This window comes from Rhizobium sp. YTUHZ045, from assembly GCF_051124255.1.
Taxonomy (GTDB): Bacteria; Pseudomonadota; Alphaproteobacteria; order Rhizobiales; family Rhizobiaceae; genus Rhizobium.
On sequence record NZ_CP101432.1, the window covers coordinates 798262 to 813112 of the forward strand.

Below are 14851 nucleotides of genomic sequence, written 5' to 3' on the forward strand. Positions count from 1 at the left end.
ACTGCACAATGATTGGGAGAGATTTCACAAAAATCGATTGGGACGACCTTCGGCATTTCCTGGCCCTCGCGCAATCGGGAACCTTGCTGAGTGCAGCAAAGCAACTCGGCGTCGAACATGCGACCGTCAGCCGGCGCGTTTCGTCGCTTGAAGACAGTCTCGGACGTAAACTCGTGGACCGCCGCGGACGCCGCATCATCATGACGTCGGACGGAGAGCAGGTTGCGAGATACGCCGCTCTCGTCGCCGTCCAGACAGCGGCCATCGAGCAACTCGGTCGCAGCAGCGCCACGGATTTGCGCGGCCATGTCAGGATCAGTGCCCCTCCCGCGCTCTCGAGCATGCTGCTTGCAAAACCCATCGCAGCCGCCAGGCGAGACCATCCCGGCGTTGAGATCACGCTTGTCGGAGAAAAGCGCCTCGCCTCCCTCAACAGGCGGGAGGCGGATGTGGCCGTGCGAATGTCGCGTCCTGAGGACGGAGATTACGCGATCGCCAAGCTCGGTGAGACAAGCTTTCATCTCTACGCATCGAAGGCCTATCTCGAAACGGTTCCGCCGACGGACTGGACCTTCATCGGTTACGACGAAACCATGAATGCCTCACCGCAGCAATTGCGGCTGATCGAACTGGCCGCCGGCCGGCCGATCGCTGTGAGATCGTCCGTTTTGGAGTTTCAGGCTGCAACTGCAAGCCTTGGTGCAGGTGTCGTCATGCTCCCCGATTTCGCCGTCGCGGAGTCCAGCGGTCTCCAGCGCATCGAGACCGAACAGCCGTTGACGAGAGAGGTCTGGCTGGTGGTCCATGCCGATATCAAGGACGTCCCCTCCGTCCGCGTCGTCGTCGATGCGCTGAAAAACGCTTTTGGCAGGTAGTCCCTGCGGTTGGATCTCTGCCGAACCAGATCACTTTTCGCAAAGCCTTCGGCCGCCCGAATAGGGCTGATAGGTACAATCGGATGGGCGAAAGGAGCGGTAGCTGCGCGAGCAGGCGGTGATGTTGCAGGACTGCGGGGCGGCTTGACCGTCGACGACCGCTTCGCTCGACCGCACTCCGTTGAGCGTCGGCTCGATCGTCGCCTCGCGGATGAAGTCCCGCCAGATATGGGCGGGCAGGGCGCCGCCCGTCACCCCCTTCATCGGCGCGTCATCATCATTACCAACCCAGACGCCAACGACGAGGGCGTCCGTGAAGCCGACGAACCAGGCATCACGATTGTTCTGGCTGGTGCCGGTCTTGCCGGCCGCAAAGGTGCCGGGATCTGCACCACGTCCAGTGCCGCGCTCGACCACCAACTGCAGGAGCCCGAGGAGGTCGGACTGGTAAGGCGAAAGATCGACATTCGGCTTCGATTGGGCGCCAACGCGAAAGGCCTTTGGCTGCCCTGCCGCTTGGAAATCGATGATACCCCAGGGCTTGACGGGGGCCTTGCCGAGCTGGACGGAGGCATAGGCGCTGGTGAGATTGAGCAGATTGACTTCGGAGGTACCGAGCGCCAACGACGGCGTGTCGGCCAGTGGCGCATCGATGCCGAGTTCGCGCGCCGCGGCAATCACATTGTCCAGACCGACCTCTTGGGCAAGCGATACCGACGCGGCATTGAGCGATCTCGCGAACGCCTCGGCGAGCGTCACCCACCCACTATAGTTGCCGCCGGAATTTTCCGGCGACCAGCCGTCGATTTCAATTGGTGCGTCCAGAATCTGGTCGGACAAGGTGAGCCCAGCCTTCAATGCTGCGTAGTAGACGAACAGCTTGAAGGTGGAGCCCGGCTGGCGCATCGCAGTGACGGCGCGGTTGAACTGGCTCGCCTTGTAGTCGCGCCCGCCAACCATCGCAACGACAGCGCCGTCCGGTGTCATCGCAACCAGCGCAGCCTGCGATGCTCCTGCGGATTTTCCTTCGCCGTCCAAAGACCGTTTCACGATCCTCTCGGCGATCTGCTGTAACTGCGGCACCAGCGTGGTGCGCACCGTCGTCGACCCTGGCGAGGAGCCGGCGATTTCGCTCGCCTGCGGCGAAATCCAGTCTGCAAACCAGCTGCCGGAGCGCGGCGTCGGCGTTGTTGGGTGCAGCTTGGCAAAGCTCGTCTTGGCCTCCGTAGCCTGTGGCGCGGTGATCTTGCCATTGGCCGTCATCGCGTCGAGAACGACCAGGGTGCGCTGCCGGGCGCCTTCGAAATTGTCGATGGGGTTCCATTGGCTCGGCGCTCGCAGCAGCCCCGCCAGCATCGCCGACTCCGGAAGGTTGAGGGCGCCGATATCCTTGTTGAAATAGATGCGCGCGGCGGCGGGCATGCCGGTCGCACCGGCGCCAAGATAGACGCTGTTGAGATAGCGCGTCAGAATTTCATGCTTGCCGAGCTTCCACTCCAGCCAGACGGCGATGACAAGCTCCTGTATCTTTCGTTTTATCGTCCGGTCGCTGTCGAGATATTGCAGCTTGATGAGTTGCTGGGTGATGGTGCTGCCGCCCTCCACCACCGAGCCGGCCTCCAAGTTCCGCAGAAACGCCCTGCCGATGCCCCTGGGGTCGACGCCGAAATGATCCATGAACCGGCGGTCCTCGATCGACAGCACGGCATCGATCAGATGGGGTGGAAACTGGTCGTATCGCGCATAGGGACCTTGATAAGGCCCCTGTCTCACCAATGGCGCGCCATCGGCGGTTTCCAGCACCACGACCGGCTTCAGCGTTCCATCCCGGATCTCGCTCCAGGGCACGTCTTTCAATGCCCACACCAGCACGCTTCCGACGAGGAGGCAGACAAGAAGGATCGACCCGAGAGCGTATTTCCGCCAGCCCGCCAGAAGGGACCGGGGCTGGCTGCTTTCAGCCGGATTGGTGCGCCGATCGCGAATCCTGCGGCGGGTTCTGGCCAGAGCGGTGGTCATCCACTGAGTTGGAGCCGATGTGGCTGCCCGCCGCATCGACCTCCTGAGCTTCCGCCTCAAAACCGAAGCGGCCGTTCTGCTCTTCGCCAAGGCGGCGCTTGCCCGCAAATCGTGACGCAGTGCCCGGAATAGATTGCTCGCGGCCTGTCTGGTTTGGCCGAAGGATCCGTCGGGCGGTTGCGGGTCGTCGACTTTGGTAATGTCTGGTGGATCCGAGGCGGCCGCTTGCGCTGCCGGATCTGCTGTCTGATTGCGACCCGAGATCGAGCTGCTAACGCTTTCACCTGGGGAATCGGGAAAATGGGGCATCGGGTACCGCTAAAAAGCCAACGCAGCATGATCTATATATCCGCGTGATGCGGAGTGTTCTACCGCAAAAGGTCGCAGCAGTTCCGGAACTCACCACCCCGGCGGTGGGCGTCGAGCGAGTTTTCCTCTCAAGGTGCGACTTGGGAAGCTACCGACATCAATTCCTGGGAATTCGGTGCCTTGAATGTTTGTAGCCCGGGCTCCAGAGCTTCAGTGAAGCTCCACCGTACGATGCCCTCCCGGTCGATGAGGAACTGACCGACAAGCTGCCCATGGTCGGCGGTCATCATCTGCTGATCGGCTTCCGTCATTTGATATCCTTCCTTCTCGTTGAGAAATTCGTCCATTGCCCTCACGCCCATAGGCTCGGGCAACTCGCCCGGAAGATCGATCCGTATCGCCATGAGCGTATCGATCCCGACCTCGCGTAAGCCGAAGGCTTGGTGCGAAGCCCGTACCGGATCGGAAGCAGCAAGAAGATCGGGTATCGGATGGTAACGGAAGTAGAGCCGCGCGCGTTCGACCGGGGTGTTTACAACAGCCAGCGATTGGACGCCTTTCTCACGCAGTACCGGGTTGAGATATGACATGGCGGCGACGTGGCGCCGGCAGAATGGGCAATGCAGGCCTCGAAACAAACCGATCAACAACGGGCTGCGGCCACGAAAATCATCAAGTGCGATCTTCCCCTCGTGCGAGATTGCATCAAACACAACGTTCGGGACCCGGTCGCCCGGTTGTAGCGGATGGTCGACATGGTTTGTGGACATGGATAACCTCCTCGCTCGGGATCAGTCGAGCAAAGGCGCCACGTGAAGTACTGCGAGGTCGAGATTGAGCGTTTCAGGCCTGACCTCTCGTCTCACCGCACCGCCAGGATCCAATTATAAGAATGTGCTCACATGAGCCCGCGGGCAAGCGGTAACTGCGAATCGTGAATTGAGAAAGTCCGTTTTCTGCACCACTGTTTTTTAGCGGCCAGTCTGTGAATTATCGCACACTGACCGGGCCGCCAGCCGCTAGCAACTCTGCGCATCGCGACCACTTCGGGACGGCCCTTACTTTACCGTGATGGCAATGCCGCTGAGATCGGCGTTGACTTGCAGGCCTACCTGCTTGCCCGAGAGTTCGAGTTCGGCGCCCTTCTCATTGGTCATGACGATCATCTGGGCACCTTTGCCGACCGCGCCGCCACCGCCCGCCGCACCGTAGACCCCCGTCACATCTTGAGCGCGGCGGATATGGCGAACGGTACCATGAAAATTGGTCTTAGAAGCCCCGAAGGCGAGGCCACCCGAGATGCCGCCGACAGTGATGGGATAGCGGCGACCATGGAAGGTCAATGTGCCTTCGCCTCCAGTACCACCCACAAAGAAGGCAGCCTTGTAGACCGAGAAGCTGATCGTACCGCTGTCGGCATGCGCGGAGCCGGCGAAGCTTACTCCCGCTGCCGCGATAACCGCAGCCGCGACTGAACGAAATCTGGACGAAAATTTCATGATGCAAGTCTCCTCAAAATCGAGGCTTACCCAGCCAGGAGGGCGTGTCAACGTCATGCCAAAGTCACAGCTGAAACAGTCTCGCCCGTCATTAGTTCCAAGCATCCGACCGGGAGAAAGCAACGGATGGCAAACATAGTCTCGGTGGCAGGGCAGCCGGTGGCAGCCCATGACGCTGTCACCGGGCTCGACCGGGCCGCCATCTGGCGGACATTGCCAGCCATGCAGAAAAGATTACTTTAGACGCAGGGGCTGTGGGGGCCTTCATATTGTCGACTCGTTAGGCGTGCGGTGGTGAGGAGGGAATGGCATCTATGTTGCTGGAAGATTTGTATCGCCTGATGAAGACCGGACACGTACAGGCCCAAGGCATCGTCGACACGATGACCCAGCCCGTTGTCGTGCTGGATCAGAATTTCTGTGTGACGACCGCAAACAATGCGTTCATCAAGACTTTCGAAGTCGAGCGGGACGACATCCTCTCACAGAACTTCTTCCGGCTTGGAAATGGGCAATGGGATATTCCGGAGCTTCGGCAGCTCATAGCCTCGGTGATCCCACGGGCGGCCGCCGTCATTGCCTTCGAAGTGAAGCATGAATTCCCGACGATCGGCCAGCGTACATTCCTTGTCGATGCCCGCCGCCTCGTTCATCCGGATAACAACAGTCCCAACATCCTGGTCATCTTCGACGACGTGACGGAGCGCCGGCGCCACGATGCCGAGATGGACTTCATCGTGGCCGAGATGCGGCATCGGCTGAGGAACCTGTCGGCCGTCGTTCAGTCGGTCGTGAACAACACCAGGACCGACGATCCGGCTGTGGCAAGCTTCAAGGAAGCGCTGCTTGGAAGGCTGGATATCACCTTTCGAGCTCAGGAAGTTGCTGCCATTGGCGGGCTGACTGAGTTCGAAGCATTGCTGCGAGGCGCGGTCGGTGCGACGGTTTGGGAACGGCTCGAATGCTCTGGACCGTCCGTAGAATTTGGAAGTTCAAAGGTTCTCCCGGTCAGCATGATCCTGCACGAGCTCGGCACGAACGCGTTGAAGCATGGTGCTGCCTCGGTGCCCGGCGGAAAGATACGGGTGACGTGGGAAATGGAAGCCGGGCCGCGGGACCGGACGTGGCTCGTATGTCAGTGGCGCGAGGAAGCAGGGCCGCCTATTCATGAGTCTGTACGCCAGGGCTACGGGACCGAACTAATCGAAGGCTTCGCCGCCCATATGGGTGGAAGCGTGGAACTTAACTATCCTCCCAGTGGTTTCACTGCGACGATCAAATTCCCGATGTGAGGTCATGTGAGCGATATTGTCGACACGAGGGCAGGCGCGACCAAGGTCCTCGTCGTCGAGGACGAGTTCTTCATCGCCGATGAACTCCGGCGTAAACTGACCGCTGCCGGATTGCAGGTGCTTGGCCCGGTGTCATCGAACGAGCGCGCTCTCGATCTGCTGGAGCAGGATCGACCTGACGTTGCTGTCCTTGACGTTCATCTCGGCGAGGCAAGAGTGACCGCGGTAGCTGCGAAGCTTCGCCAGTTGAATGTCCCGATCGTTCTGGCGACAGCAAGTCCTGCCCATGAACTTGCATCTGACCCAGTCCTCGCGGGCGCGGTCATCCTGGAAAAGCCCACTGATTTCGGTCTTCTCATCGAAACCGTTCGCAGGGCGGTCAAGTGACTGTTCTCAGGGCTGCAACCTCTCGGCGGAGGTCTGCTTGGGGAGTCCGCGTGTTGGAAAAGAGGCCAGTCTGGCTGGCCTCTTGAACCATGATCAAATATCGCTTGCGGCGCTCGACCACAACTCGGCCGCCTCGGCTGCCGTCATCCGCCGGACCTCGGCCTCGTGGCTGCGGCTGGCGAAGAGTTCGCTGGCCATGATCTGCTCGGCCAAGTCGGCCGGCAGCGAGAGGATGACGCGGGCTTCGCCATTGTGCAGGCCGCCGAGTTCGGTGCGTTTGCCGGTCACCATGCCGCCGGCGACCGTGTTGTTGGTCTCCGGATCGATCAGGATGAAGGAGCCGGACTGGCGGTTCTGCTCGTAAGGATCGAAGATCGCCGCTTCGTCAAAGGCAAGCCGGACCTTGCCGATGGCGTTCATGTAGAGCCGCTGGGCGGGGTTCCAGGTGCCGGTCTTCAATTCGAGCTGGCTGAGCGGCTGCACCTGGACGCGCTGGCGGCGGCTGCCGCTCTTCAGCCAGTAGCGCTTGCCGGGCTCGATGCCTTCGGGCTGCAGCGCGACGATCTGCGCGTCGAAGGCCAGGCCGACCTGCGGCTGGGCGTCGATCGAGACGATCATGTCGCCGCGTGCCACGTCGACCTGGCGGTCGAGCACCAGCGTTATCGCGTCGCCGGCAACGGCGGCGTTGCGCACGAGATCGAAGGTGACGATCTTGGAGACATTGGCGACCATGCCCGACGGCAGGATCATGACGCTGTCGCCCGGCTTGACCGAGCCGCCGGCAACCGTGCCCTGATAGCCGCGGAAGCTTTCGCCCGGACGCGACACACGCTGCACCGACAGGCGGAAGCCGACGGTCTGCGACGAGCGCACGGTCGCAAGCTCCAAAGTTTCCACCAGCGTCGGGCCAGTGTACCAGGGCATGGCGCCCTGGCCGGTATAGACGACATTTTCGCCCTTCAGCGCCGACATCGGAATGGCGGTGATCTGCTTGACGCCGAGCGACAGAGCGAATTCGCGGAATTCGTGGCTGATCTTCTCGAAGCCGGCGCGGTCATAGCCCGTCAGGTCGATCTTATTGACGGCAAGCACGAACTGCCTGATGCCGAGCAGCGAGGCGATCGTAGCGTGGCGGCGCGTCTGTTCGAGGATGCCGAGACGCGCGTCGACGAGCAGGATGGCGAGATCGGCCGTCGATGCGCCGGTCGCCATGTTGCGGGTATATTGCTCGTGACCGGGCGTGTCGGCGACGATGAAGGAGCGCTTGTCGGTCGAGAAATAGCGATAGGCGACATCGATGGTGATGCCCTGCTCGCGTTCGGCCTGCAGGCCGTCGAGCAAGAGCGCGAAGTCGGGCAGGCCGAGGTCGTTCTGCTTACCGGTGGAATCGCGCTGCAGCGTGGCGGCCTGGTCTTCCTTGACGGCCTTGGTGTCCCACAGCAGGCGGCCGATCAGGGTCGACTTGCCGTCATCGACGCTGCCGCAGGTAATCAGGCGCAGCGGGCGCGAGTCGCGTTGAGCCTTCTGCGGCTCGGCGGCGGGCAGGCTGGCGACGGTTGCGGCCGAGACGGCGGTGTTGGCTGCGGTCATCTCAGAAATATCCTTCACGCTTCTTCTTTTCCATGGAGCCGGACTGGTCGCGGTCGATGGCGCGGCCCTGGCGTTCGGACACCGTTGCGATTTCGAGTTCGGCGATCACCTCTTCGAGCGTGCTCGCCTCGGAACGAATGGCGCCGGTCAGCGGGAAGTCGCCGAGCGTGCGGAAGCGGATCATGCCCTCCTGGCGCACTTCGCCGGGCAGCAGCTCGAGGCGCGGATCCTCGGCAAGGATGATCATGCCGTCGCGCTCGACGAACTTGCGCTTGCGGGCGTAGTAGAGCGGCACGAGCGGGATGTCCTCGGCCTGGATGTAGCGCCAGATATCGACCTCGGTCCAATTCGACAGCGGGAAGGCGCGCACGCTCTCGCCCTTGCGGATCATGCCGTTGTAGATGTTCCAGAGTTCCGGTCGCTGGTTGCGCGGATCCCAGCGATGGTCCGGAGTGCGGAAGGAATAGATGCGCTCCTTGGCGCGGCTTGCCTCCTCGTCGCGCCGGGCGCCGCCGAAAGCGGCGTCGAACTGGCCGGCATCGAGCGCCTGGCGCAGGCTTTCGGTCTTCATGATGTCCGTGAAGGCGGCCGAGCCATGGGTGAAGGGCGTGATGTTTTCGGCCGCGCCTCGAGGATTGATATGCTCGATGAGATCGAGATCGTACTTCTTCGCGGTCTCGTCGCGGAAGGCGATCATCTCGCGGAACTTCCAGCCGGTGTTCACATGTAAGAGCGGGAAGGGCACGCGGCCGGGATAGAAAGCCTTGCGCGCCAGGTGCAGCAGCACCGAGGAATCCTTGCCGATCGAATAGAGCATGACGGGACGCTCGAATTCGGCTGCGACTTCGCGGAAGATGTGGATGGATTCGTTTTCGAGCGCTTTCAGATGCGGGTCGAGCGGCGCCTTGGCGCTCTGGGGATTGCTGAGTTCCGTATCCGGACGGCTATCGGGCATGTCTTACTCCAGACTGTCGGTCCTTGCGGCTGCCCGCAGGGCTTTCTCGATTGTGGCTCTTCGGGGCCTGCGGCGATCGCCGCGCCCTGATCCGAAAAGCCGTGAAGATGGTTATTGTGCGGCGATCGCCGCGGCCTCTTCGGCGACATGCAGGCCGCATTCGCGCTTCTCGTCCTGCTCCCACCACCAGCGGCCGGCGCGTTCCGGCTCGCCGGGCTTGATCGCCCTCGTGCAGGGCTCGCAGCCGATCGAGGGGTAGCCGCGCGCATGCAGCGGATTGACCGGCACGCCGTTTTCGGAAACGAAGGCCTTGATCGCCTCGATGTCCCAATCGGCCAGCGGATTGACCTTCAGGAGGTGCCGTTCGGCGTCATATTCGGCAAAGGGCGTTTCGGCGCGGTTGGCCGATTGCCCGCGGCGCAGGCCGGTGATCCAGATCGTCGCCCCTTCGAGCGCACGCGCAAGCGGCTTCAGCTTGCGCACGCCGCAACAGGCATGCCTGGCCTCGACGCTGTCGTAGAAACCATTGAGGCCGTATTGCGCAGCATAGGCGTCGATATCGGCCTTCTCAGGCCCGAAGCGCTGGATATGGATGTCGTAATGGGCTTCCGTCTCGGTAATCAGATCAAGCGTCTCGGCAAACAGGCGGCCGGTTTCCAGCGTCGCAATGTCGATCGGCAGGCGGTGCGTGCCGATTTCGGCGGTGATCACCTGGTCCTCGATCCCGAGCGAGGTGGTGAACACCACGCGGCCGCCAAGGCCTGCCACCAGCGACAGACGTCCGGCAAGGTCGAGGCCTGCCAGCTTGTCGTTCAGCGCCTCGGCTTCTGCATTCGGATTGATAACAGTCATGAGAATCCTGTCCTTAGTTGACCGGAGTATCGCAGTTCAAGCCTGGATCGGACAGAAAAAGGGATTTCGAAAGCTGCGGCCACAGGAGCAAATATCTCTCCGAAGCTGCCGCGATGCAGAAAAGCAGCCGCCCGCGGATGGAAATCGGCACTGGCAGCTTGAATGTCTATAAAATTAGTAGAGTTACACGCAGCCTGTCAATCGGAAATCTGAATTGATGCTGAAAAAGGTGCGGGACGCGCTGTTTTAGCATAAATTGCTTGAGCTTGGCCAAGAATGAAAAACAAGGCCGAAGTGCTTGTCTCTCAAGTCTTTCTCCGGCGCGTTCAAATTCCGTTCATGCTGGTTGTGCAATAGAGGCGAAAGTAATCTTGAAGCGGTGCGAAGATTCGCGCTGCCTGTGTGTGTTGACGGTCTGAGATGATTACGCAAAAGGCGAAATATGCTCTGCGGGCGCTGACGGTTCTGGCGGATGCCGATGCCGACGAACCGGTGATGATTTCCGATATCGCCGCGCAGCAGAAGATCCCGAAGAAGTTCCTCGAACAGATCCTGCTAGACCTCAAACATCACGGCATCGTCGTCAGCCGCCGGGGCAAGCAGGGTGGCTATCTCCTGCTCAAGCCCGCCCACACCATCACCTTCGGCGAAATCCTGCGCATCATCGATGGTCCGATCGCCCCGCTGCCGTGCCTGTCGATCACCGCCTATCGCAGGTGCGACGATTGCGACGGCGAACAGAATTGCGAAATCAGACACGTCTTCGCCAAAGTGGCCGACGCCACACGCAAGGTGCTGTTCTCGACTACGATCGCCGATGCCGTCGCCCCGCGGCAAGGCGCCGAAGTCACCCGCCTGCTCGCCTGATCAGCTCTCAGCCGTTTCCCTGGCGCGCCGGGCTCGGATCGCTGCGGCGATGAAGACGCGTGACAGGCCGTGATAGAGCGGCTCGCGCGACAGGATGCGCGAGGTGATGTAGCCGATCATCGATACCGCCATGATCGGAATTGCGGCCTGATGGTCGCCGGTCATTTCCAGAATGATGACGAAGGCGGTCATCGGTGCCTGCACCACGCCGGAGAAATATCCGGCCATGCCGAGAATAGCCGCAAGCGCTATGCTGCTGCCCATGATCTGGCCGATCGTGCTGCCGAAGCCGGCGCCGACGGAGAGCGAGGGCGCGAAGATGCCGCCCGGAATCCCCGACATCATCGACAGAAAGCCCGCAAGAAGCTTTTCGAGGAAGAACAGCAGGGGCAGGGGATTGCCCTCGACGGCGCCTTTCGCCTGGTCGTAGCCCGTTCCGAAGGTCATGCCGCCCGAGAGGATGCCGATCGCCGCGACGACAAGCCCGCAGGCCGCTGCCAGCATCACCATCCGCGGCAGCGGCTGCGGATGTGCCCACCGGCGAACCTGCTGTCCGAGATGGAGCGCAAGCCCGCTGAAAGCCGCACCCAGTGCGCCGCCGCCGATGCCGCAGATGAGCACCAGTTCCCAGTCGCCCACCGAGGCCGGGGCGACCGCGGTGGACCCGAAATAATTGTAGCTGCCGGCAAGTCCGAGGGCGGCAAGACCCGAAAGGATGACGGCCGTTAAAACAAGGCCGTTCGCTCGGGACTCATAGGTCCGGCTCATTTCCTCGATGGCGAAGACGATGCCGGCGAGCGGCGTGTTGAAGGCCGCGGCGATGCCGGCCGCCGAACCGGCGAGGATAAGCCCGCGCGCCTGCGCCATGCCACCGAAGCGGGCGACGGCCAGCATGATCGATGCGCCCACCTGCACGGTCGGTCCCTCACGGCCGATCGATGCGCCTCTCGCGAGCCCCAGAACGGTCAGCAGGATCTTGCCGACGACGAGCCGCAGCGACAGCAGCCGCGTGCGGTCCTCCGCATCGCGCAGATGGCGCGCGGCAATCGCCTGCGGAATGCCGCTGCCCTGCGCGTTCGGGAAGAATGTTGCCGCGAGATAGGCCGACAGCATGAAGCCGAGCGGGGTGATGATGAGCGGCAGCAAAAAACCCCATTGGCCGGAGGCGGTTACGCCGGCAAAGCCGCGCTGCGCCAGATCGGCAAGCCTGGCGAAGCCGACGCTGATGATGCCGATCGCGAAGGCGCCGAACCAGAAGATCAGCCGCGGACGCCACAGCGAAAAGGAGCCCCAGAGGACACGGGATCTGCGAAGAAGTCTGGACTTGCGATAGGACACTGGCAGGCCTGGGAATATTGGATAAGGCCTCTTCCTAAACCGGTTTGCTGGAAGGGAACCACCTCTTTCTTCAAGATTTGGTGAAATACCTTTCCTTCCCGCCGGCATGCTCCACCTGCCTGCCCATTCGGGTAGGGAGAACCATCATGCCGATAGTTTCAGTAAAGCGGGTACTAGCCGCGGCAATGCTCTTGGCGGTTTTCGCCACGGGTGCTGCCGCCCATCACGGCTGGTCGTGGGCCGAGGCGGACCAGATCGAGCTGCGCGGCACCATCCAGAGAATATCGATGGGCTGGCCGCATCCGACACTCGATGTCGCTACCGCCGATGACGGTGTCTGGCGCGTCGAACTCGGCAATCCGCGGCAGACGGAACGCTCCGGCTTCGTCGAAGGCGTCGCAAAGCCCGGCGATCAGGTCGTGGCGCTCGGAAACCGTTCCCAGGATCCGAAGGAAAAGCGGATGAAGGCAGTCCGCATCACGATCGGCGAGAAGCGCTACGATATCTATCCCGACCGCATCCGGACGAACTGAGCTGTCGTGATCGACATTCTCGAATGGCTGTCGGCCACGGCACCCGCGGTTGCTCTGAGGCGCTCGGGGACGCTCTATATGATCGTCAATGCCGCTCACATTCTGTCGATCGGCCTCCTGGTCGGCGCCATTCTGCCGCTTGATCTCAGGCTTGCCGGCTGCTTCCGCAAGGTACCCGTCGAGGTCGTCGCGCCGTTTCTCTCCCATTCGGCCGGAGTCGGCCTCGTCCTGGCGATCGCGACCGGCTTCTGCCTCTTCAGCGTGCGGGCGGTCGAATATGCCGTGAACCCCGCCTTTCTCGCCAAGCTCGGGCTGATTGGGCTGGGCCTGCTCAACCTAGTGATGGTTCATTCCGGGCAAGGGTGGAAAACACTCATCGCTACTGGCCTGATACGGTCAAGCCTGCGTTTCTCCGCAGCCCTGTCTATCGCGATCTGGATCGCCGCTGTATTGGCGGGACGGTGGATCGGATTTCTCTGAGACCCAACGACTCGATATCAGCGATCGCTGACCGCCGCCCGCGGGTTGACCCACGGCTCCTGGTTCGAGCGCGCCAGCGGCTGCTTGCCGAGGATATGGTCTGCCGCCTTCTCGCCGGTCATGATCGAGGGGCCATTGAGGTTGCCGTAGGTGACGTGCGGGAAGATCGAGCTGTCGGCGACCCTCAGGCCGTCGACGCCGATCACCCGCGTCTGCGGATCGACCACAGCCATCGGATCGTCCTTGGCGCCCATCTTGCAGGTGCCGCAGGGGTGATAGGCGCTTTCCAGATGTTCGCGCAGGAAGGCATCGATCTGATCGTCGCTCTGCACTCCTTCGCCCGGCTGGATCTCCGGGCCGCGATAGGCGTCGAAGGCCTTCTGCCCGAAGATCTCGCGGGTCAGCCGAACGCAGTGGCGGAATTTCTCCCAGTCCTCCGGATGGCTCATATAGTTGAAGCGCAGCACCGGATCGGCCTTGGGATCGGGTGAGCGCAGCGTCACGCTGCCGCGCGATTTCGACAGATTGTAGCCGACATGCACCTGGAAGCCGTGGCTCTTGGCCGCGGCCTTGCCGTCATAGCTGATCGCCACCGGCAGGAAATGATACTGAATATCGGGCTGCTTCAGCCCAGGTGCCGAGCGCAGGAAGGCGCAGGCCTCGAACTGGTTGGAGGCCCCGAGCCCACCCTTGGAGAGCAGCCATTGCGCGCCCGCCACGCCCTGCCAGAACCAGGGCAGCCAGGAGTAGAGCGACACCGGCTTGGTGCTCACCTGCTGAAAATAGAATTCCATATGGTCCTGCAGATTGGCGCCGACGCCCGGCCGGTCCGCCTTCACCTCGATGCCCATTTCCTTCAGATGCTCGGCCGGGCCGATGCCCGACAGCATCAGAAGCTTCGGCGAATTGAAGGAGGAGGCGGAGACGATCACCTCGCGGTTGGCCTTCACCACCTCTGTCCTGCCGCCGCGTTCGATCTCCACGCCGGTCGCCCGCCCGTTCTCGATGACGATCTTGCTCGCCAGGCCATAGACGATCCCGACATTGTGGCGCTTCAGCGCCGGTTTCAGATAGGCATTGGCGGCAGACCAGCGGCGGCCGGCAAAGATGGTCTGCTCCATCAGCCCGAAGCCTTCCTGTTTGCTGCCGTTATAATCCTCCGTCGTCTCGAAGCCCGCCTGCTTGCCGGCCTCGATGAAAGCCCGAAAGAGCGGATTGGTGAAGCCGCCGCGCTGCACGTGCAGCGGCCCGTCCGTGCCGCGCCAGCCCTCTTCGCCGCCATGCGAATGCTCCATCCGCTTGAAATACGGGAGGACATCGGCATAGGCCCAGCCGCTGGCGCCGAGCTCCTCCCAACGGTTGAAGTCCTCGGCATGGCCGCGCACATAGACCATGCCGTTGATCGAGGAGGAGCCGCCGATCACCTTGCCGCGCGGCGCAGTGATGCGCCGGTTGTTGAGGTTCGGCTCCGGCTCGGAGAGATAGCCCCAATTATAGCGCTTCATGCTCATCGGCCAGGCAAGCGCTGCCGGCATCTGGATGAACGGCCCGAAATCGCTGCCGCCCGCCTCGATGACGAGAACGCTGTTCTTGCCGTCTTCGGAGAGACGGTAGGCCAGCGCCGAGCCGGCCGAGCCCGAACCGATGATGACGAAATCTGCTTGCATCTATTTGTTTCCCTCGAGCTGCCATCATCCGGCTGCTTCTTGTTTTTCCTGGAGCCTGCCCCTCATCCGCCTGCCGGCACCTTCTCCCCGCCTGCGGGGAGAAGGGGATATGCCGCACCGGCTTCGCTCAACCTTGACGCTGCGTTTGGCACGTCCCCTCTCCCCGTTCTTACGGGGAGAGGGTTAGG

General features: G+C 62.1%; 14 protein-coding genes. 6 read left to right on the forward strand and 8 right to left on the reverse strand.

Annotated features, from left to right (window positions below):
• Nucleotides 1-8 precede the first annotated feature (8 nt).
• A complete protein-coding gene (locus NMA58_RS03895; RefSeq protein WP_434713498.1) occupies nucleotides 9-875 on the forward strand; it encodes a LysR family transcriptional regulator in 867 nt (288 codons plus the stop codon).
• A 30-nt stretch (nucleotides 876-905) separates the two neighbouring features.
• On the opposite strand, the gene NMA58_RS03900 is transcribed toward NMA58_RS03895, so the two are convergent.
• The 3 genes from NMA58_RS03900 to NMA58_RS03910 form a co-directional block, all read right to left on the reverse strand.
• Nucleotides 906-2741, reverse strand: coding sequence for a PBP1A family penicillin-binding protein (locus NMA58_RS03900; protein ID WP_434712430.1), 1836 nt, complete (start codon nucleotides 2739-2741; stop codon nucleotides 906-908).
• A gap of 590 nt (nucleotides 2742-3331) precedes the next feature.
• Nucleotides 3332-3973: a peroxiredoxin-like family protein gene (locus NMA58_RS03905; RefSeq protein WP_097601517.1), complete on the reverse strand. Its 642-nt coding sequence runs from the start codon at nucleotides 3971-3973 to the stop codon at nucleotides 3332-3334.
• A 288-nt stretch (nucleotides 3974-4261) separates the two neighbouring features.
• The gene (locus tag NMA58_RS03910; RefSeq protein WP_434712431.1) at nucleotides 4262-4702 is read right to left on the reverse strand and encodes a hypothetical protein; all 441 of its coding nucleotides are present in this window, start codon (nucleotides 4700-4702) and stop codon (nucleotides 4262-4264) included.
• A gap of 305 nt (nucleotides 4703-5007) precedes the next feature.
• Between NMA58_RS03910 and NMA58_RS03915 the strand changes: the two genes are divergently transcribed.
• Together NMA58_RS03915 and NMA58_RS03920 are read left to right on the forward strand one after the other, a co-directional pair.
• Complete coding sequence (locus NMA58_RS03915) at nucleotides 5008-5994, forward strand: PAS domain-containing protein (protein ID WP_434712433.1); 987 nt, start codon at nucleotides 5008-5010, stop codon at nucleotides 5992-5994.
• Between the two features lie 6 nt (nucleotides 5995-6000).
• Nucleotides 6001-6381, forward strand: a complete 381-nt coding sequence (locus NMA58_RS03920) for a response regulator (RefSeq protein ID WP_097601519.1) — start codon at nucleotides 6001-6003, stop codon at nucleotides 6379-6381.
• A gap of 93 nt (nucleotides 6382-6474) precedes the next feature.
• On the opposite strand, the gene cysN is transcribed toward NMA58_RS03920, so the two are convergent.
• The 3 genes from cysN to NMA58_RS03935 form a co-directional block, all read right to left on the reverse strand.
• Nucleotides 6475-7971 (reverse strand): sulfate adenylyltransferase subunit CysN, encoded by a 1497-nt coding sequence (gene cysN / locus NMA58_RS03925; RefSeq protein WP_434712434.1) that lies wholly within the window; start codon nucleotides 7969-7971, stop codon nucleotides 6475-6477.
• 1 nt (nucleotide 7972) lies between these two features.
• Nucleotides 7973-8926, reverse strand: coding sequence for a sulfate adenylyltransferase subunit CysD (gene cysD, locus NMA58_RS03930; RefSeq protein WP_064692172.1), 954 nt, complete (start codon nucleotides 8924-8926; stop codon nucleotides 7973-7975).
• Between the two features lie 111 nt (nucleotides 8927-9037).
• Nucleotides 9038-9778 (reverse strand): phosphoadenylyl-sulfate reductase, encoded by a 741-nt coding sequence (locus NMA58_RS03935; protein ID WP_434712435.1) that lies wholly within the window; start codon nucleotides 9776-9778, stop codon nucleotides 9038-9040.
• Nucleotides 9779-10198: 420 nt separating this feature from the next.
• On the opposite strand from NMA58_RS03935, the gene NMA58_RS03940 reads away from it, so the two are divergent.
• The gene (locus NMA58_RS03940) at nucleotides 10199-10645 is read left to right on the forward strand and encodes an RrF2 family transcriptional regulator (protein WP_430958702.1); all 447 of its coding nucleotides are present in this window, start codon (nucleotides 10199-10201) and stop codon (nucleotides 10643-10645) included.
• Here NMA58_RS03940 and NMA58_RS03945 read toward each other — a convergent pair whose 3' ends face one another.
• Complete coding sequence (locus NMA58_RS03945) at nucleotides 10646-11989, reverse strand: chloride channel protein (RefSeq protein ID WP_434713499.1); 1344 nt, start codon at nucleotides 11987-11989, stop codon at nucleotides 10646-10648.
• A gap of 140 nt (nucleotides 11990-12129) precedes the next feature.
• Here NMA58_RS03945 and NMA58_RS03950 point away from each other — a divergent pair, with 140 nt between their 5' ends.
• Together NMA58_RS03950 and NMA58_RS03955 are read left to right on the forward strand one after the other, a co-directional pair.
• Nucleotides 12130-12516: a DUF6152 family protein gene (locus NMA58_RS03950; RefSeq protein ID WP_434712436.1), complete on the forward strand. Its 387-nt coding sequence runs from the start codon at nucleotides 12130-12132 to the stop codon at nucleotides 12514-12516.
• Nucleotides 12517-12522: 6 nt separating this feature from the next.
• Nucleotides 12523-12996 carry a DUF6644 family protein gene (locus NMA58_RS03955; protein WP_221114584.1) on the forward strand — a complete coding sequence of 158 codons (474 nt, stop codon included), beginning with the start codon at nucleotides 12523-12525 and terminating at the stop codon, nucleotides 12994-12996.
• A 17-nt stretch (nucleotides 12997-13013) separates the two neighbouring features.
• On the opposite strand, the gene betA is transcribed toward NMA58_RS03955, so the two are convergent.
• On the reverse strand, nucleotides 13014-14663 hold the full coding sequence (gene betA / locus NMA58_RS03960; RefSeq protein WP_434712437.1) for a choline dehydrogenase: 1650 nt from the start codon (nucleotides 14661-14663) through the stop codon (nucleotides 13014-13016).
• Between the last annotated feature and the right edge of the window lie 188 nt (nucleotides 14664-14851).